Here is an 18,607-nt window from a genome sequence, read left to right as displayed (position 1 = left end):
CACTTGTCTGCTCAAGTCATCGCGATTGACGCAATGGGCGGGGACTTCGGTCCCCGCAGCATTGTTCAGGCCAGTCTCGCTTGCCTGTCTGCTACCCCCTCGCTGCACCTGACCCTCGTCGGTCAACCCTCCCTTCTTGAAGAACTGATCCACGGCCAGTCGGCTGCCGATCGCGCGCGCCTGACGATTGTTGCGGCCAGCGAAGTCATCACCATGGACGAAAAACCTGCCCAGGCTCTGCGTGGCAAGCCGGATTCGTCGATGCGTGTGGCCCTCGAACTGCTGCGCGATGGCAAGGTGCAGGCCTGTGTCAGTGCCGGCAATACCGGCGCGTTGATGGCCTTGTCGCGATTCGTCCTGAAGACATTGCCCGGCATTGATCGTCCGGCCATGGTCGCGGCGATTCCGACGCAGACCGGTTATTGCCAGTTGCTCGATCTGGGCGCCAACGTCGATTGCAGTGCCGAGCACCTGTTGCAGTTCGCGGTGATGGGTTCGGTGGCCGCGCAGACCCTGGGTATCGCCCGTCCGCGTGTGGCACTGCTGAACATCGGCACCGAAGACATCAAGGGCAATCAGCAGGTCAAACTGGCCGCCACGCTGTTGCAGGCTGCGCGTGGGATCAACTACATCGGGTTTATCGAAGGCGACGGCTTGTATCGCGGTGAGGCCGACGTGGTGGTGTGTGACGGCTTCGTCGGCAACATCCTGCTCAAATCCAGCGAAGGTCTTGCGACGATGATTGCGGCGCGCATCGAGGCGTTGTTCAAGAAAAACTTCGCTTCGCGCGCTGTCGGCGCTCTCGCGCTGCCGTTGATGAAGCGTCTGCAAGCTGATCTGGCCCCGGCGCGACATAATGGCGCAAGCTTTCTCGGCTTGCAGGGCATCGTTGTGAAAAGCCACGGATCGGCCGGGGTGCAGGGCTTTCAGAGTGCCATTCAGCGGGCGTTGATCGAGATTCAGGAGAACCTGCCCGAGCGTCTCCACGGTCGTCTGGAGGAGCTGTTGTCTTAGGCGTTTTCGTCGGACAATGCTTAAATGTGACCGCCCGGTTCAAAGGGCCATCCAAACTGTCAGTTTCTGGCGTACCCAACGGGGCGTTATTTTCCGACGACAAGATCATTAGGGGCTTGTTACATGTCTGCTTCCCTCGCATTCGTCTTTCCAGGACAGGGTTCGCAGTCCCTCGGCATGCTGGCCGAGCTGGGCGCGCAACATCCGCTGATCCTCGAAACCTTTCAAGAAGCCTCTGCTGCGCTGGGCTACGACCTGTGGGCACTGACCCAGCAGGGCCCGGAAGAGCTGCTCAATCAAACCGACAAAACCCAACCGGCCATTCTGACCGCTTCGATCGCCCTGTGGCGTCTGTGGCTGGCAGAAGGCGGCGCGCGTCCGGCGTTTGTCGCCGGCCACAGCCTGGGTGAATACAGCGCGCTGGTTGCTGCCGGCAGCCTGAGCCTGGCTGACGCGGTCAAGCTCGTCGAGCGCCGTGGTCAGTTGATGCAGGAAGCGGTGCCGGCCGGGCAGGGCGGCATGGCCGCGATCCTCGGCCTGGAAGATGCCGACGTGCTGGCTGCCTGCGCCGAAGCGGCGCAAGGCGAAGTCGTCAGCGCAGTGAATTTCAACTCGCCGGGCCAGGTGGTGATCGCCGGCGCCAAGGCGGCTGTCGAGCGCGCCATCGAAGGTTGCAAGGCCCGTGGTGCCAAACGCGCCATGCCGTTGCCGGTGAGCGTGCCGTCGCACTGCGAACTGATGCGTCCGGCTGCCGAGCGCTTCGCCGAATCCATCGCCGCCATCGACTGGCAGGCGCCGCAGATCCCGGTGGTGCAGAACGTCAGCGCGCAAGTGCCGGCCGATCTGGAAACCCTCAAGCGTGATCTGCTCGAACAACTCTACAAGCCGGTGCGCTGGGTTGAATCGGTGCAGACCCTCGCCGCTAAGGGCGCCACCAATCTGGTCGAATGTGGCCCGGGCAAGGTCCTTGCCGGCCTGAACAAGCGTTGCGCCGAAGGCGTTTCGACTTCCAACCTCAATACCCCAGATGCCTTCGCTGCCGCTCGCGCAGCGCAGGCCTGAATCAGGAGAAACTTGCATGAGTCTGCAAGGTAAAGTTGCACTGGTTACCGGTGCAAGCCGCGGCATCGGCCAGGCCATCGCGCTGGAACTGGGTCGTCAGGGCGCCATCGTGATTGGCACCGCGACCTCCGCGTCGGGCGCCGAGCGGATTGCCGCGACCCTGAAGGAAAACGGTATCCAGGGCGCCGGTTTCGAACTCAATGTCACCAGCGACGAATCGGTCAGCGCCGTGCTGGCAGGCATTCAGGAGCAGTTCGGTGCGCCGGTGGCGATTCTGGTCAATAATGCCGGCATCACCCGCGATAACCTGATGATGCGCATGAAAGACGACGAGTGGTACGACGTGATCGATACCAACCTGAACAGTCTGTATCGCCTGTCCAAGGGCGTTTTGCGTGGCATGACCAAGGCGCGCTGGGGTCGAATTATCAGTATTGGTTCGGTGGTGGGTGCCATGGGCAACGCTGGCCAAGTAAACTATGCAGCCGCCAAGGCCGGTCTGGAAGGTTTCAGCCGGGCGATGGCGCGTGAAGTCGGTTCGCGTTCGATTACGGTCAACTCGGTAACCCCTGGGTTCATCGACACCGATATGACCCGCGAGCTGCCTGAAGCACAGCGTGAAGCCTTGCAGACGCAGATTCCGCTGGGTCGTCTGGGGCAAGCTCAAGAGATCGCGTCCGTGGTCGCTTTTCTTGCATCCGACGGTGCGGCATACGTTACCGGGGCTACAATCCCGGTGAACGGTGGGATGTACATGTAAGTAAAATGTGACGGATCGTTTCAAAAAAATGTCATACGAGCTGTCTAAAATCCGTTATAAAGCTGCAATCTATTTATAGGCAGAGGGTCGCAGGGTTTGAGGAGTGAAGCTTTCAGTTGAAAAACTGAAAAGGCTTTCTATACACTTACCCACTGGCCAGCTGCCTGAATTTGTCCATTAGGAGTGAAAACAAGGTATGAGCACCATCGAAGAGCGCGTCAAGAAAATCGTTGCCGAGCAACTGGGTGTTAAGGAAGAAGAAGTGGTCAACACCGCTTCCTTCGTAGAAGACCTGGGTGCCGACTCCCTTGACACCGTTGAGCTGGTGATGGCTCTGGAAGAGGAATTCGAGACCGAAATCCCTGACGAAGAAGCTGAAAAGATCACTACTGTACAAGCTGCAATCGACTACGTTACCAGCCACCAGGCGTAACAGTTTGTAATCGTTGCTTGCTGTCATGGAAAAACCGCACTGCCATCATGGCGTGCGGTTTTTTCTTTAGGCCTGATGCAAAGTCGTCATTTGAAAAAGGAGAGTGCTGTGTCGCGTAGACGCGTCGTAGTCACCGGTATGGGTATGTTGTCGCCACTGGGCACGGATGTGCCGAGCAGTTGGCAGGGCATTCTGGCTGGCCGCAGTGGCATTGGTCTGATCGAACACACCGACCTTTCTGCCTATTCGACCCGCTTTGGCGGTTCGGTCAAAGGCTTCAATGTCGAGGAATACCTGTCGGTCAAGGAAGCGCGCAAGCTCGACCTGTTCATTCAGTACGGCCTCGCCGCAGGCTTTCAAGCCGTGCGCAACGCCGGTCTGGAAGTCACTGATGCCAACCGTGAACGCATTGGCGTGGCCATGGGTTCGGGTATCGGCGGTCTGACCAACATCGAAGAGACCAGCCGCACCCTGCACGAGACCGGCCCACGGCGGATCTCGCCGTTCTTTGTGCCTGGCTCGATCATCAATATGATTTCCGGTTTCCTGTCGATCCATCTGGGCGCACAGGGACCCAACTACGCCATCGCCACCGCGTGCACCACCGGTACGCACTGCATCGGCATGGCGGCGCGCAACATCATGTACGACGAAGCCGACGTGATGATTGCCGGCGGTGCGGAAATGGCCGCCTGCGGTCTGGGCATGGGCGGCTTCGGCGCGTCCCGTGCGCTGTCGACCCGCAACGACGAGCCGACCCGTGCCAGTCGTCCATGGGACAAGGGTCGTGACGGCTTCGTCCTGTCCGACGGTGCCGGCGCTCTGGTTCTCGAAGAGCTCGAACACGCCAAGGCCCGTGGCGCGACGATCTACGCCGAGCTGATCGGTTTCGGCACCAGTGGCGACGCGTTCCACATGACCTCGCCACCCGCCGATGGCGCCGGTGCCGCGCGCTGCATCACCAATGCCCTGCGCGATGCGAAAATCAACGTCGACCAAGTGCAGTACATCAATGCCCACGGCACCTCGACGCCGGCCGGCGACCTTGCCGAAGCCAATGCGATCAAGTCGGTGTTCGGCGATCACGCCTACAAGCTGGCGGTCAGCTCGACCAAGTCGATGACCGGCCACCTGTTGGGTGCGGCGGGCGCGGTCGAGGCGATCTTCAGCGTGCTGGCGATCAACAGCCAGGTGGCGCCGCCGACCATCAACCTCGATGAGCCGGACGAAGGCTGCGATCTCGATTTCGTCGCGCACACCGCGCGTAACATGGACATCGATGTCGTGCTGTCCAACTCCTTCGGTTTTGGCGGCACCAACGGCACGCTGGCGTTCCGCCGGTTCGCCGGCTGATGGACAGCTGGGTCGACGGTCAACCGGCTGACGCGCTGTCGCTGAAAGATCGCGGCCTGGCTTACGGCGATGGTCTGTTCGAGACCATCGCCGTGCACGCTGGCCAGCCGGTCCTGCTGGATCGGCACCTGCTGCGTCTGGCCGATGGCTGCGCGCGTCTGGCCATTGCGACCGATCTCGAGCTGGTTCGCCATGAGCTGCTCAGCTATGCCGCTGCGATGGGCGAGGGTGTGCTCAAGCTCATCCTCACGCGTGGCGACGGCTTGCGTGGTTATGCGCTCGATCCTGCGGCGCAGGGCCGACGCATTCTGCAAGGCAATCCGCCGGCGGCTTATCCCGCTACTCATGCCGAGCACGGCATCCGCCTGTTTCCCTGCAACACCCGTTTATCTACGCAGCCGTTGTTGGCCGGGCTCAAACATCTGAATCGACTGGAACAGGTTCTCGCCCGCGCCGAATGGCAGGACAGCGAGCATGCCGAAGGCTTGATGCTCGATCAGGCCGGGCGCGTCGTTGAGGGCGTGTTCAGCAATATTTTCCTGGTGCGCGACGGTGGCTTGATCACGCCCGACTTGAAGCGCTGCGGCGTCGCTGGGGTGATGCGCGCGGAAATATTGTTTCAGGCCGAGTCACTGGCCATCCCCACGCAAATCGCCGATATCAGCCTCGAACAGCTGCAATGGGCTGATGAAGTGTTTGTCTGCAACAGCGTTTATGGCGTCTGGCCGGTACGCGCCTGTGCTGCACTGAGCTGGCCGGTTGGCCCGCTCACCCGTAAACTGCAAACCATTGCCCGCGCGCTACTGGATGCTTGATTCGTGAGACGTAAATTTTTGCTGCTGCTGGAAACCGGACTGGTTCTGGCAGGGCTGCTGTTGGGCGCCAGCGCCTGGAAGATTCATTCGGCGCTGGAACAGCCCCTGAACATCCCGCAGGAACAACTGCTGGATGTGCCGAAAGGCTCTACACCGACCCGTACCTTCCTTGAACTCGAAACCGATGGCGTCATCAAGGACGCGTTCTGGCTGCGCGTCTACTGGCGCTTCAATCTTGCCGGTACACCGATTCACAGCGGCGAGTACCGCATGCAGCCGGGCATGACCGTCAACGGTCTGATCGATTCGTGGAAGCGCGGCGACGTGGTTCAGTACAGCCTGACCCTGGTCGAAGGCTGGACTTTCCATCAAGTGCGCGCCGCCCTGGCCAAGGACGACAAGCTCGAGCAGACCCTCAACGGTCTGAGCGACGGCGACGTCATGGCCAAGATTGGCCACAAGGGCTTGTTCCCTGAAGGCCGGTTCTTCCCGGACACCTATCGGTTCGTGCGCGGTATGTCCGATGCCGAGCTGCTGAAGAAGGCCTTTGACCGCCTCGACGAAGTGCTTGCCAAAGAGTGGGCGCAGCGATCTGCCGATGTGCCTTACAGCGAACCTTATCAAGCGCTGATCATGGCCTCGCTGGTCGAGAAAGAGACTGGCGTTCCGCAGGAGCGCGGGCAGATTGCCGGAGTGTTCGTACGGCGCATGGCGCTGGGCATGCAGTTGCAGACCGATCCGACAGTGATCTATGGCCTCGGCGATCGTTACACCGGCAAGCTGACCCGCGCGCATCTGAAAGAACCGACACCCTATAACACCTATGTGATTCCCGGTTTGCCACCGACGCCGATTGCGATGGTCGGGCGCGAAGCGATTCATGCTGCGCTCAACCCGGTGGAAGGCAGCAGCCTGTATTTCGTCGCCCGTGGCGATGGCAGCCATGTGTTCTCCGATGATCTGGATGCGCACAACAACGCGGTGCGCGAATACCAGCTCAAGCGCCGTGCGGATTACCGTTCCAGCCCGGCACCAGTAACTGCCCCGGCCACCGATGAGGCGATTCCGGCGGCCTCGCCGAACACCGCGCCCGAGGCGCTGCCGCAAGTTCCGCCGCAGGAACCTGCGCCAACACCGGAACCGGACGCCGCTGCACCACAGAACGCGCAATGACTTTGATGAAGGACTGCCTGTGACTGGCTTGTTTATTACCCTGGAAGGCCCGGAAGGCGCGGGCAAGAGCACCAACCGCGAATACCTCGCCGAGCGCCTGCGCGCCGCCGGTATCGAAGTGCTGCTCACCCGTGAGCCTGGCGGTACGCCGCTGGCCGAGCGGATTCGTGACGTATTGCTGACCCCGGCCGACGAAGTGATGCATCCGGATGCCGAGCTGCTGCTGGTGTTCGCCGCCCGCGCCCAGCATCTGGCAGAGGTGATTCGCCCGGCGCTGGCCCGTGGCGCTGTGGTGCTATGTGATCGTTTCACCGACTCGACATACGCCTACCAGGGCGGCGGTCGCGGTTTGTCGCTTGAGCGCATCGCCACCCTGGAAACTTTCGTGCAGGGCGACTTGCGGCCCGATTTGACACTTATTTTCGATCTGCCCGTAGAGATCGGTCTGGCCCGCGCCAGTGCCCGTGGCCGACTGGACCGTTTCGAACTCGAAGGCCGGGCGTTTTTCGAGAACGTGCGCAATGCGTTCCTGACGCGCGCCGAAGCCGACCCGTCGCGTTACGTGCGCATCGATGCCGGTCAGCCATTGGCCAAGGTCCAGCAATCGCTGGACACCTTGCTGCCGAATTTGCTGGAGCTGGCCCGTGGCTGAGGCCTATCCATGGCAGGACAGCCTCTGGCAGCAACTGGCCGGACGCAGTCAGCATGCCCACGCGTATCTGCTGCACGGTCCGGCCGGGATCGGCAAGCGTGCGCTCGCCGAGCGTTTGATGGCCAGTCTGCTGTGTCAGCGCCCGACGCCCGAGGCGTGTGGCGAGTGCAAATCCTGCCTCCTGCTCAGGGCCGGCAGCCATCCGGACAATTACATTCTCGAACCGGAAGAGGCGGACAAGGCGATCAAGGTCGATCAGGTTCGTGATCTGGTCAGTTTCGTCGTGCAGACTGCGCAGCTCGGCGGGCGCAAAGTGGTGTTGATCGAGCCGGTCGAGTCGATGAACATCAACGCTGCCAACGCCTTGCTCAAAAGCCTTGAAGAGCCGTCCGGCGATACCGTGCTGCTATTGGTCAGCCACCAGCCGAGCCGTTTGTTGCCAACCATCAAAAGCCGTTGCGTGCAGCAGGCCTGCCCGCTGCCGGGCGAGGCGATGAGCCTGCAATGGCTGGCCCAGGCGCTGCCGGATTGCTCGGAAGAAGAACGCGTCGAACTGCTGACGCTGGCCGCCGGGTCGCCGCTGATGGCCGTCAGCCTGCAATCGCAAGGTGTGCGTGAACAGCGCGCGCAAGTTGTCGAAGGCGTGAAGAAGTTGCTCAAGGGCCAGCAATCGCCGACGCAACTGGCGGAAGAGTGGAAAAGCATTCCGATGTTGCGTCTGTTCGACTGGTTCTGCGACTGGTCGAGCCTGATCCTGCGCTATCAACTGACTCAGGACGAAACCGGCCTCGGCCTGGCAGATATGCGCAAGGTCGTGCAGTACCTGGCGCAGAAAAGCGCGCAGGGCAAAGTGCTGGATATTCAGGACTGGATTCTCGCCCAACGGCAGAAAGTGTTGAGCAAGGCCAACCTCAATCCGGCCTTGCTACTGGAAGCATTGTTGGTGCAATGGGTGGGATTGCCTGGTCAAAGATAAGAATGTGTACCTAGACTCTGAAGATCAGCAGTGGAGGTGAACATGATTGAACCTGTCAGCCCGGGGCCGCGTAACGGCATCTTGTCCCTGACCATCAAGGACAAGTCGGTCCTTTACGCCGCCTACATGCCGTTCATCAAGAATGGTGGCCTGTTTATCCCGACCAACAAAAGCTACCGGTTGGGCCACGAGGTGTTCATGCTTTTGCACCTGATGGACGAAGCGGAGAAAATTCCGGTCGCCGGCAAAGTCGCCTGGATCACCCCGAAAGGTGCACAAGGCAATCGCGCCGCCGGTGTCGGCGTGCAGTTCAATGACGGCGACGACACTGCGCGCAGTCGCATCGAAACTCATCTGGCCGGAGCGCTGAAATCCGACCGTCCCACTCATACGATGTAAGTTGCAGTCCTTTTTATGCTCGTAGATTCCCATTGTCACCTTGATCGTCTCGACCTCGCCGCCCATGGCGGCTCACTGGATGCCGCACTCGCTGCGGCCCGCGAGCGTGGGGTCGGACACTTTCTGTGCATCGGCGTCAGCGCCGACAACGCCGCCGACGTCAAAGCTCTCGCCGAGCGTTATGCCGATGTCGATTGCTCGGTCGGTGTGCATCCGCTGGATGTGCAGCCGGGCGCGGCACCAGCGCTGGACTGGCTGCTGCACGAACTCGATCACCCGAAAGTGGTGGCGATCGGCGAAACCGGCCTCGACTATCACTACGAGCCGGAAGCCGCCGAGTTGCAGCAAGAGTCGTTTCGCCTGCACCTGCAAGCGGCGCAGCAGACCGGCAAACCGGTGATCATCCACACCCGTGGCGCCCGTGCCGACACCCTCGAACTGCTGCGCGAAGCGGCGCTGCCCCAGGCGGGCGTGTTGCATTGCTTCACCGAAGACTGGGACATGGCCAAGGCGGCACTGGACATGGGCTATTACATTTCCCTGTCGGGAATCGTCACGTTCCGCAACGCCGATGCCTTGCGTGACGTGGCGAGCAAAGTGCCGGCCGATCGCCTGCTGGTGGAAACCGACTCGCCGTACCTGGCGCCGATCCCGTATCGCGGCAAGCCGAACCTGCCCCAGTACGTGCGCGAAGTCGCGGAGTTTCTGGCGATGCTGCGTGGTGAGAACTACGAGCGCTTTGCCGAGCAGACCACAGAGAACTTCAAGCGTCTGTTCCCGCTGGCGAGTGTTAAATCTGCGCTGTGACGGCAGGCCAAATCGCAGGCAAAAAAAACCCGGGTTCTGGGGGGTGAATCCGGGTTAAGACCATTAGGAGTAAAACAAAGGCACGCGGTCCGTTGGTACCTTTACCGGCGCGACACTTGGGGGAGATGTCGCCCGACAGTTCAAGTATTGATCAGTCTGGCGTGCAGTCCAGTGAGCCGGTCGGGGTTTTTAAACAAATTTGGAATACGTTTGCTTCAGTTGAGTTCTCATTGCACCTGAATCGTTCTCGAAATGAACAAGAAACACAGATTTGGTCGATGAACCGTGCTTTTTTGCGCAAGTTAGGCATAATACGCGGCTTCGAATTTTGACCCTTCAGACCTTTTTCTTATGCATAAAGAACCTCGTAAGGTCCGTGAATTTCGTCGCCGCGAGCAGGAAATTCTCGATACCGCGCTCAAGCTGTTCCTCGACCAGGGTGAAGACAGTGTCACCGTCGAGATGATTGCTGATGCCGTGGGTATCGGCAAAGGCACGATCTACAAGCACTTCAAATCCAAGGCCGAGATTTACCTGCGCCTGATGCTCGACTACGAGCGCGATCTGAACGAGCTGCTGCATTCGGCGGATGTCGACAAGGACAAGGAAGCTCTGTCGCGCGCCTACTTCGAATTCCGCATGCGCGACCCGCAGCGCTATCGCCTGTTCGACCGCCTCGAAGAGAAAGTGGTCAAGGGCAATCAGGTGCCGGAGATGGTCGAGGAGCTGCACAAGATCCGTGCCTCGAACTTCGAACGCCTGACGCTGCTGATCAAGGGGCGCATCAGCGAAGGCAAGCTCGAAGACGTGCCGCCGTACTTCCACTACTGCGCATCCTGGGCGTTGGTGCACGGCGCGGTGGCGCTGTATCACTCGCCGTTCTGGAGCAACGTGCTGGAAGATCAGGAAGGCTTTTTCCAGTTCCTGATGGACATCGGCGTGCGCATGGGCAACAAGCGCAAGCGCGACCCGGAAACCCCGAGCACATAAGTCATTCAGCGGGCTGATTGCGCCGTGTTTTCGCAACATGGCGCAATAGCGCAGGAATATACTCAGGCATAGGGCTTGCTAAAACCTGATTTCTCAGTCAAGTTTTGCTCGCTCGATTTTCTTTCGCCGGAGTGTTTCATGATCGTTGACCGTCAAGGCAGGCGTTTTCGCAATCTGCGCATCAGCCTGACCTCTGCCTGCAATTACGCCTGTACCTACTGCGTGCCCAACGGCAAGCGGTTGGTCGCTGCGCAGGATGAACTGTCGGCCGAAGCCATGGCACGCGGCGTCGAATACCTGATCGAAGCCGCCGGCATCGAGCGCCTGCGCATCACCGGCGGCGAGCCACTGGTCAGCCCCAAACTCGAATCGTTCATGACTGCCGTCGGCCAGATGGGCCTCGACGACATCAGCCTGACCACCAACGGTCAACTCCTCGCGAAAAAACTGCCGCTGCTGGTCGATGCCGGCCTGCGCCGGATCAACGTTTCCCTCGATACCCTCGATGCCGCTGCTTTTCGCAGCATCGCCCGTGGCGGCGATCTGGCCAGCGTGCTCGATGGCATGGATCAGGCTGCCGCCGCCGGGATGAAGATCAAGGTCAACATGGTGCCGTTGCGCGGGCAGAACCTCGATCAGGTCATGCCGTTGCTTGATTACTGTCTGGAGCGCGGCTTCGAACTGCGCTTCATCGAGCTGATGCGCATGGGCCACCTGGCCAAGGATTCCAATGCCTTCCTGCAGCAGTTCGTCAGCCTTGAGCAGTTGCTCGGCCTGATTGGCGAGCGCTATGAATACGCCCAGACCGACGCACCAGTGGATGCGACCGCTGTGCGCTACTCGATTCCCGGTCGCGGCAATTTCGGGGTGATCGCCAACGAAAGCGTGCCGTTCTGCCGCACCTGTTCGCGCTTGCGCCTGTCATCGACCGGTTGGCTGCATGGCTGTTTGTCGTCGAGCAACCGCCACTATGTCGGCGATCTGCTCGACAAGCCGCGTCATCAGGCATTGCCGGCGCTGCAACGTTTGCTGGTCAAGGCGTTGGGTGACAAGCAGGAGGTGGCGTTCTCTGGCGGCGCTACTGTCATGAAGATTATTGGCGGCTGATCGGCCGCTTTCGCGAGCAGGCTCGCTCCCACAGGGGAAAGCCTTTTACTGAATTTGCCGAGCTGGCGCAAAAGCTGCATCCAACGGCCATTCGCCGGTTTTCCGACACCGGCTTCTGGAGGAATAGGATGCGTAGCCTGGTTTTGCTGCTGGCCGTTTTGGCGCTTGGCGGCTGCATGAATGTCAGCGATATGGCCGAAGGCACTCGCTATCACATGAGCGATGCGGGGCTTCTGGACCACAGCGACAGCCGCCGGGTGAACAATATCCGCATCCAGCCGGACTCGTTCATCTTCATCGCCCAGGGCGCGTTCGCACCGCCAGGTGGTTCTTATCCACGGCCAAACGTGGTCGCCGAAGAAGCCTTCAAGGGCTTTGTCGAATACTTCCCGATGGTCCGCCGCGCCCGTGCGCCGGAAGGCCTCGACCAGGCCATGGGCGAAGCCCGTGATGCCGGCGCGCATTATCTGCTGTACACACGTTTCGCCAAGGCTGACGACCGCATCGGCAACTCTGACGAGTGGCTGGATCAAGAAGCCGTGGATCGCCTCGGTATCGATGGCGGCGTGATTCAGATCATGTTGATCGAGACCAGCACCCAGTATTTGATTGATACTGCACGGATCAAGAGTCGTGGCGGTTTACTGACGTTCCATGACTCCAAACCCGAAGACCTCATCGGTCCGCCACTGGCGCAATACGCACGCAGCCTGCTGGGGATCGGCGACCAGTAATCAAGGAGTACGCCATGAGTGACCCGCAAACAGCCAATGACCTGCTGGGGCAGATCCCCAAGACCAAAGGCCTGCCACCGGTGCATTTGTGGAACCCGGATTTCTGCGGCGACATCGACATGCGCATCGCCCGCGACGGCACCTGGTACTACTTGGGCACGCCGATCGGGCGCAAGCCAATGGTCAAACTGTTCTCCACCATCATCCGCCGCGACGGCGATGATTATTTCCTGATCACTCCGGTCGAGAAGGTCGGCATCAAGGTCGATGACGCGCCGTTCGTGGCGGTTGCCGTGGAAGTGCAAGGCGAGGGCGAGGCGCAGGTTTTGCGCTTTACCAGCAACGTCGAGGAGACCATCGAGGCGGGGGCTGAACATCCCATCCGCGTGGAGATCGATCCTGAGACCCAGGAGCCTGCGCCTTATGTGCATGTGCGCAGCAACCTTGAAGCGCTGATTCACCGCAATGTGTTTTACCAGTTGGTGGAACTGGCGGTGAGCCGCGAGATCGATGGCCAGCGCTGGTTGGGCGTGTGGAGTGGCGGCGAATTCTTTCGCATCGGCCTGGAGCCCTGACACAATATCAAAATGTGGGAGCGAGCCTGCTCGCGAATGCGCTGTATCAGTCGCCAGCAATGTTGACTGACACGGCGCTTTCGCGAGCAGGCTCGCTCCCACAATGGTTTGTGCAAGCTGAAAAAATCCGATTGACTGTTAATCGTATGATGATTAGCGTAGGCACCCATCGCGATTCGCCTTGAGGTGTTCATGTCCAGCAGCTTTCATGCGTCGACCGTTGACTGGCTGGGCAGCTGGATTGCTGCCGGTCAGGTCAAGCCGGGGCAGACCATCAAGGTCGAGGCGGATCTGGGCGAGCAGCTTGGTGTCAGCCGCACGGTGATTCGCGAAGCCATCAAAACCCTCGTCGCCAAAGGCATGCTCGAAGTCGGGCCGAAAGTCGGCACGCGAGTGTTGCCGGTCCGGCGCTGGAATCTGTTCGATCCGCAAGTGGTCGGTTGGCTATCGCGCAACGGCTTGCCGGAAAACTTCGTCGATGACCTGCTGGATTTGCGCCGCACCATCGAGCCGATGGCGGTGCGCTGGGCCTGTGAGCGCGCAACGCCGGAGCAGATCGAAGCGGTGCAATTGGCTTTCAACGCACTGGAACGTGCCGTTGACAGTGGCATCGATTACAACCGTGCCGACCAGGCTTTCCACGAATGCATCCTGGCCGCCAGCCATAATCAGTTCATCGAACAAATGGTCCCGGCCCTCGGCGCGTTGCTGGCGGTGTCATTCGAAGTCTCCGCCGCCGACCCCGATGAACTGCGCCGCACCTTGCCGATCCATAAAGACATGGCCGATGCCATCGCCGCGCGCGATTCGACCCGTGGCGTGTGGGCGTGCATGACCTTGATCGACAACGCCGACCTGGCGATAAAACGCTTTTACCCGAAAGTCATGGCCAGTAGAAAAGCTAGCTGAAAATGTCGAGACATCCTGTGGGAGCGAGCTTGCTCGCGAATGCGTCAGGTCAGATAAATCATCATTGACTGACACTCCGCCTTCGCGAGCCAGCTCGCTCCCACAGTAAAACAACAACTCAGAAGGACTTGATATGCCGTTCACCGCCCTGACCCAACACCGCGCGCAACTCGGCGAAGGCCCGTTCTGGGATGCGCCGACCCAAGCGTTGTACTGGGTCGATATCGCCGGTAAACAAGCGTTGCGCCTGATCGGTCAGAACGTGCAGATCTGGCAGATGCCCGAGCACATCTCCGCCTTCATTCCTTGCGCCAGCGGCGATGCGTTGGTCACGCTGAGCAGCGGTGTCTATCGGCTGGATCTCGATTCGCCCGGGCTTGAGCCACGCTTGACACTGTTCTGCGTCGCCGACCCGCAACCGGGCAACCGCCCCAACGAAGCCCGTTGCGATGCCTTGGGCCGGTTGTGGTTGGGCACCATGCAGAACAACATCGGCGAGCACGGCGAGGATCTGCCGCTGGTGCGCCGTTCCGGTGGCCTGTTCCGTATCGATCCCGATCAGCGCGTGACACCGCTGTTGCTCGGTCTGGGCATTCCCAACACCCTGCTGTGGAGTGACGACGGCACCACGCTGCTGTTTGGTGAAAGCCTCGACAGCACGCTCAATCGATATTTCATCCGCACCGACGGCAGTCTTGATGCGCCGCAGGTGTTTTACTCGTCCGATCAACACGGTGGTCCCGATGGCTCGGCGATGGACGCCGAAGGCTACGTGTGGAATGCACGCTGGGACGGCAGTTGCCTGTTGCGTCTGACGCCGGACGGGCAGGTCGATCGTAAAATCGATTTGCCGGTCAGTCGCCCGACCAGTTGCGTTTTCGGTGGCGAAGACTTGAAAACCCTGTTCATCACCAGCGCGAAGAGCCCGCTGAATCATCCTCTGGACGGTGCGGTGCTGAGCATGCGCGTTGATGTTGCAGGAAAACTCTGTACGCGTTTTGCTGGTTAAATCCCAAAATATGGGATGCAAAATTATATATTGAGATTATTTGGCGGTCGGGTTTATAGTCGGCTCCAGCAGTAACACGCACTCACACTTAAAAAGAACAAAACAGGTGAAGTGATGCAGCGAATTCTTCTCGCCCGCGCAAGCGGGATCCGCCTTTCGTCACGGCTTGATGCCGGCGGCGACGCTTGCCTGTTTGTTTTCCCCAGCCGTCATAACCGGACATCAACCGATGCCCGGTTTCTTTGCGCCTGCGTACGGGAGGCCTGAGCCATGGCTGAAGCGCTGACATTGCCAGCGGTGCCGGCGCCGCCGAAAGGCGAGCGCCTGAAAAACAAGGTCGTACTGCTGACCGGGGCCGCTCAGGGCATCGGCGAAGCCATCGTTGCCGCGTTCGCCTCGCAGCAAGCCAGATTACTCATCAGCGATATCCAGGCCGACAAGGTCGAGCAGGTCGCCGCTCACTGGCGCGATCAGGGCCATGACGTACAGGCGCTCAAGGTCGACGTATCGAATCAGCAGGATCTGCATGCCCTGGCCCGACGCGCCGTGGAATTGCATGGCCGCATCGATGTGTTGGTTAACTGTGCCGGGGTCAATGTGTTCCGCGATCCTTTGCAGATGACCGAAGAAGACTGGCACCGCTGCTTCGCCATTGATCTGGATGGCGCCTGGTACGGCTGCAAAGCCGTGCTGCCACAAATGATCGAGCAGGGCGTCGGCAGCATCATCAACATCGCCTCGACCCATTCCAGCCACATCATTCCCGGCTGCTTTCCGTACCCGGTGGCCAAGCACGGCTTGCTCGGCCTGACCCGCGCCCTCGGCATCGAATACGCGGCCAAAGGCATTCGCGTCAACGCCATCGCGCCGGGCTACATCGAAACGCAACTGAACGTCGACTACTGGAACGGCTTTGCCGACCCACACGCCGAACGGCAGCGCGCCTTCGACCTGCATCCGCCCAAGCGCATCGGCCAGCCGATCGAAGTGGCAATGACCGCGGTGTTTCTGGCCAGCGATGAGGCACCGTTTATCAATGCTTCGTGCATCACCATCGATGGTGGTCGCTCGGTGATGTACCACGACTGAATAAAACGGATTTCCAGCGCTGAACTACGCTTGAAATCCAATCATCATACGATATGACTATTTTCAAACAGCTTCACTGAGAACACGCTTCAACGCTTTTCAAACCTTGCTCAAAAAAAATAACAAGGAGTCATCTGATGAAACGTCGTTTCGGGATTCGTACCCTGTGCAGCACTGCCCTGGCGGTCACTGCGTTCAGCCTGAGCAGTGCGCTGCTCGCCGCCGACGCGGTGAAGATCGGTTTTCTGGTCAAGCAGGCCGAAGAACCGTGGTTCCAGACCGAATGGGCTTTTGCCGAAAAAGCCGCCAAGGACAAAGGCTTTGAACTGATCAAGATCGCCGTGCCGGATGGCGAGAAGACCCTCTCGGCCATCGATAGTCTGGCCGCCAACGGCGCCAAGGGTTTTGTGATCTGCCCGCCTGACGTGTCCCTCGGCCCGGCCATCATGGCCAAAGCCAAGATCAACGACTTGAAAGTGATTGCCGTCGACGACCGTTTCGTCGATGCCAACGGCAAGTTCATGGAAGACGTGCCGTACCTGGGCATGGCCGCGTTTGAAGTCGGCCAGAAGCAGGGCGCCGCCATGGCTGCCGAAGCGAAGAAGCGTAACTGGGACTGGAAAGACACCTACGCGGTGGTCAACACCTACAACGAACTCGACACCGGCAAGAAGCGCACCGACGGTTCGGTCGATGCCCTGAAGAAGGCCGGCATGCCCGAGGACCACATCCTCTTCGCCGCACTGAAAACCCTCGACGTACCGGGCAGCATGGACGCCACCAACTCGGCGCTGGTGAAACTGCCGAGCGCGGCGAAAAACCTGATCATCGGCGGCATGAACGACAACACCGTGCTCGGCGGCGTGCGCGCCACCGAAGCGGCCGGGTTTGCCGCGAGCAACGTGATCGGCATCGGCATCAACGGCACCGACGCCATCGGCGAGTTGAAAAAGCCTAACAGCGGCTTCTTCGGTTCGATGCTGCCAAGCCCGCACATCGAAGGCTACAAGACCGCCGAGATGATGTACGAGTGGATCACCGCCGGCAAAGAGCCGCCGAAGTACACCGCCATGGATGACGTCACCCTGATCACCCGCGAAAACTTCAAGCAAGAGCTGGAAAAAATCGGCTTGTGGAACTGAGGCAACGACGGCCCGGGCAGCCGGGCCGTTTTTCGGTGTGAAGAGGTGGCTTTATGCACGCGCAAGTACAGACACAAGAACAACACGGCGCCAGCGGTAGCCTGCGCTTCAACGGGATCGGCAAGACCTTTCCCGGCGTGAAAGCGCTCGACGGCATCAGCTTCGTCGCCCACCCCGGTCAGGTTCATGCCTTGATGGGCGAGAACGGCGCGGGCAAATCGACCCTGCTGAAGATCCTCGGTGGTGCTTACATTCCGAGCAGCGGCGAGCTGCAGATCGGCGAGCAGGCGATGGCGTTCAAGTCCACCGCTGACAGCATCGGCAGCGGCGTCGCGGTGATTCACCAGGAACTGCATCTGGTCCCGGAAATGACTGTGGCCGAGAACCTGTTTCTCGGCCATCTGCCGGCCAGTTTCGGCTTGATCAATCGCAGTGAACTGCGCCAGAAAGCCTTGAATTGCCTGAAAGGCCTGGCCGACGAAATCGATCCGCAAACCAAGGTCGGACGCTTGTCCCTCGGCCAGCGGCAATTGGTGGAAATCGCCAAGGCGCTGTCGCGCGGCGCCCACGTCATCGCTTTCGACGAACCGACCAGCAGCCTCTCGGCGCGCGAGATCGACCGGTTGATGGCGATCATCGGTCGTCTGCGCGACGAGGGCAAAGTGGTGCTCTACGTTTCCCATCGCATGGAAGAAGTCTTCCGCATTTGCGACGCCGTCACCGTGTTCAAGGACGGCCGCTACGTGCGTACCTTTGAGGACATGAGCCAGTTGACCCACGATCAACTGGTGACCTGCATGGTCGGTCGCGACATTCAGGACATCTACGATTACCGCCATCGCCCGCGTGGCGCCGTGGCGTTGAAGGTCGATGGTTTGCTCGGCCCGGGCCTGCGCGAGCCGATCAGTTTCGAAGCGCACAAGGGCGAAATCCTTGGCCTGTTCGGGCTGGTCGGGGCAGGGCGCACCGAGCTGTTTCGCCTGCTCAGCGGCCTGGAACGCAACACCGCCGGCCGTCTCGAATTGCGCGGTCATGAGCTGAAACTGCGCTCGCCCCGTGACGCGATTGCCGCCGGCATTCTGCTGTGCCCGGAAGATCGCAAAAAGGAAGGCATCATCCCCCTGGCCAGTGTCGCCGAGAACATCAACATCAGTGCCCGTGGTGCGCATTCCGGGCTCGGCTGCCTGATCCGCGGTCTGTGGGAAAAGGGCAACGCCGACAAGCAGATCAAGGCCCTGAAAGTAAAAACCCCGCACGCCGGCCAGCAGATCAAGTTCCTTTCCGGCGGCAATCAGCAAAAGGCCATTCTCGGTCGCTGGCTGTCGATGCCGATGAAAGTCCTGCTGCTCGACGAACCGACCCGTGGCATCGATATCGGCGCCAAGGCCGAGATCTACCAGATCATTCATAACCTCGCCGCCGACGGTATTTCGGTGATCGTGGTGTCCAGCGATCTGATGGAAGTGATGGGCATTTCCGACCGCATCCTGGTGCTGTGCGAAGGCGCCCTGCGCGGCGAAGTCAGCCGCGACCAGGCCAATGAATCCAACCTGCTGCAACTGGCTTTGCCACGCCACCGCGCTGACGGCGTGGCGAACTGAGAGGTGA

The 18,607-nt window shown here is 60.3% G+C and carries 20 protein-coding genes; all 20 read left to right on the top strand.

Features of this window, described 5'->3' with window-relative positions; translation table 11 throughout:
* Nucleotides 1-3: 3 nt before the first annotated feature.
* The 20 genes from plsX to araG all read left to right on the top strand — a co-directional run bounded on the left by plsX (nucleotide 4) and on the right by araG (nucleotide 18,600).
* Nucleotides 4-1,014: a phosphate acyltransferase PlsX gene (gene plsX, locus PS14A_RS18020; protein ID WP_081932528.1), complete on the top strand. Its 1,011-nt coding sequence runs from the start codon at nucleotides 4-6 to the stop codon at nucleotides 1,012-1,014.
* Nucleotides 1,015-1,137: 123 nt separating this feature from the next.
* Complete coding sequence (gene fabD / locus PS14A_RS18015; protein WP_024013921.1) at nucleotides 1,138-2,076, top strand: ACP S-malonyltransferase; 939 nt, start codon at nucleotides 1,138-1,140, stop codon at nucleotides 2,074-2,076.
* A gap of 16 nt (nucleotides 2,077-2,092) precedes the next feature.
* Nucleotides 2,093-2,836, top strand: coding sequence for a 3-oxoacyl-ACP reductase FabG (fabG, locus tag PS14A_RS18010; protein WP_034155354.1), 744 nt, complete (start codon nucleotides 2,093-2,095; stop codon nucleotides 2,834-2,836).
* Nucleotides 2,837-3,032: 196 nt separating this feature from the next.
* Complete coding sequence (gene acpP, locus PS14A_RS18005) at nucleotides 3,033-3,269, top strand: acyl carrier protein (RefSeq protein WP_003175607.1); 237 nt, start codon at nucleotides 3,033-3,035, stop codon at nucleotides 3,267-3,269.
* A 108-nt stretch (nucleotides 3,270-3,377) separates the two neighbouring features.
* A complete protein-coding gene (gene fabF / locus PS14A_RS18000; RefSeq protein WP_038860467.1) occupies nucleotides 3,378-4,622 on the top strand; it encodes a beta-ketoacyl-ACP synthase II in 1,245 nt (414 codons plus the stop codon).
* Nucleotides 4,622-5,437 carry an aminodeoxychorismate lyase gene (pabC, locus tag PS14A_RS17995; RefSeq protein ID WP_212616890.1) on the top strand — a complete coding sequence of 272 codons (816 nt, stop codon included), beginning with the start codon at nucleotides 4,622-4,624 and terminating at the stop codon, nucleotides 5,435-5,437. The genes fabF and pabC overlap by 1 nt, the downstream gene beginning before the upstream one ends.
* 3 nt (nucleotides 5,438-5,440) lie before the next feature.
* The gene (gene mltG, locus PS14A_RS17990; protein WP_130911815.1) at nucleotides 5,441-6,610 is read left to right on the top strand and encodes an endolytic transglycosylase MltG; all 1,170 of its coding nucleotides are present in this window, start codon (nucleotides 5,441-5,443) and stop codon (nucleotides 6,608-6,610) included.
* A gap of 19 nt (nucleotides 6,611-6,629) precedes the next feature.
* Nucleotides 6,630-7,262 (top strand): dTMP kinase, encoded by a 633-nt coding sequence (tmk, locus tag PS14A_RS17985; RefSeq protein WP_212616889.1) that lies wholly within the window; start codon nucleotides 6,630-6,632, stop codon nucleotides 7,260-7,262.
* Complete coding sequence (locus PS14A_RS17980) at nucleotides 7,255-8,238, top strand: DNA polymerase III subunit delta' (protein ID WP_137213887.1); 984 nt, start codon at nucleotides 7,255-7,257, stop codon at nucleotides 8,236-8,238. Before tmk ends, PS14A_RS17980 begins: the two co-directional genes overlap by 8 nt.
* 42 nt (nucleotides 8,239-8,280) lie before the next feature.
* Nucleotides 8,281-8,637 (top strand): PilZ domain-containing protein, encoded by a 357-nt coding sequence (locus PS14A_RS17975; RefSeq protein WP_212616888.1) that lies wholly within the window; start codon nucleotides 8,281-8,283, stop codon nucleotides 8,635-8,637.
* A 15-nt stretch (nucleotides 8,638-8,652) separates the two neighbouring features.
* The gene (locus tag PS14A_RS17970) at nucleotides 8,653-9,444 is read left to right on the top strand and encodes a TatD family hydrolase (protein WP_130911812.1); all 792 of its coding nucleotides are present in this window, start codon (nucleotides 8,653-8,655) and stop codon (nucleotides 9,442-9,444) included.
* A gap of 351 nt (nucleotides 9,445-9,795) precedes the next feature.
* The gene (locus tag PS14A_RS17965) at nucleotides 9,796-10,434 is read left to right on the top strand and encodes a TetR/AcrR family transcriptional regulator (RefSeq protein ID WP_016770981.1); all 639 of its coding nucleotides are present in this window, start codon (nucleotides 9,796-9,798) and stop codon (nucleotides 10,432-10,434) included.
* Between the two features lie 138 nt (nucleotides 10,435-10,572).
* A complete protein-coding gene (locus tag PS14A_RS17960; RefSeq protein ID WP_122507586.1) occupies nucleotides 10,573-11,541 on the top strand; it encodes a radical SAM protein in 969 nt (322 codons plus the stop codon).
* 128 nt (nucleotides 11,542-11,669) lie between these two features.
* Complete coding sequence (locus tag PS14A_RS17955) at nucleotides 11,670-12,275, top strand: DUF4823 domain-containing protein (RefSeq protein ID WP_024013915.1); 606 nt, start codon at nucleotides 11,670-11,672, stop codon at nucleotides 12,273-12,275.
* A gap of 14 nt (nucleotides 12,276-12,289) precedes the next feature.
* Nucleotides 12,290-12,850 carry a DUF1285 domain-containing protein gene (locus tag PS14A_RS17950; RefSeq protein WP_016770978.1) on the top strand — a complete coding sequence of 187 codons (561 nt, stop codon included), beginning with the start codon at nucleotides 12,290-12,292 and terminating at the stop codon, nucleotides 12,848-12,850.
* A 192-nt stretch (nucleotides 12,851-13,042) separates the two neighbouring features.
* Nucleotides 13,043-13,759 (top strand): FadR/GntR family transcriptional regulator, encoded by a 717-nt coding sequence (locus PS14A_RS17945; protein WP_016770977.1) that lies wholly within the window; start codon nucleotides 13,043-13,045, stop codon nucleotides 13,757-13,759.
* A gap of 133 nt (nucleotides 13,760-13,892) precedes the next feature.
* Nucleotides 13,893-14,768: an SMP-30/gluconolactonase/LRE family protein gene (locus PS14A_RS17940; RefSeq protein ID WP_024013913.1), complete on the top strand. Its 876-nt coding sequence runs from the start codon at nucleotides 13,893-13,895 to the stop codon at nucleotides 14,766-14,768.
* A gap of 270 nt (nucleotides 14,769-15,038) precedes the next feature.
* A complete protein-coding gene (locus PS14A_RS17935; RefSeq protein WP_212616887.1) occupies nucleotides 15,039-15,857 on the top strand; it encodes an SDR family oxidoreductase in 819 nt (272 codons plus the stop codon).
* A 137-nt stretch (nucleotides 15,858-15,994) separates the two neighbouring features.
* A complete protein-coding gene (locus tag PS14A_RS17930; protein WP_016770973.1) occupies nucleotides 15,995-16,999 on the top strand; it encodes a substrate-binding domain-containing protein in 1,005 nt (334 codons plus the stop codon).
* Nucleotides 17,000-17,052: 53 nt separating this feature from the next.
* The gene (gene araG, locus PS14A_RS17925) at nucleotides 17,053-18,600 is read left to right on the top strand and encodes an L-arabinose ABC transporter ATP-binding protein AraG (RefSeq protein WP_016770972.1); all 1,548 of its coding nucleotides are present in this window, start codon (nucleotides 17,053-17,055) and stop codon (nucleotides 18,598-18,600) included.
* Nucleotides 18,601-18,607 lie beyond the last annotated feature (7 nt).

The organism is Pseudomonas sp. 14A, assembly GCF_018132745.1.
GTDB classification, from domain to species: domain Bacteria; phylum Pseudomonadota; class Gammaproteobacteria; order Pseudomonadales; family Pseudomonadaceae; genus Aquipseudomonas; species Aquipseudomonas mercuritolerans.
This window is presented reverse-complemented; position numbering and strand designations above follow the sequence as displayed.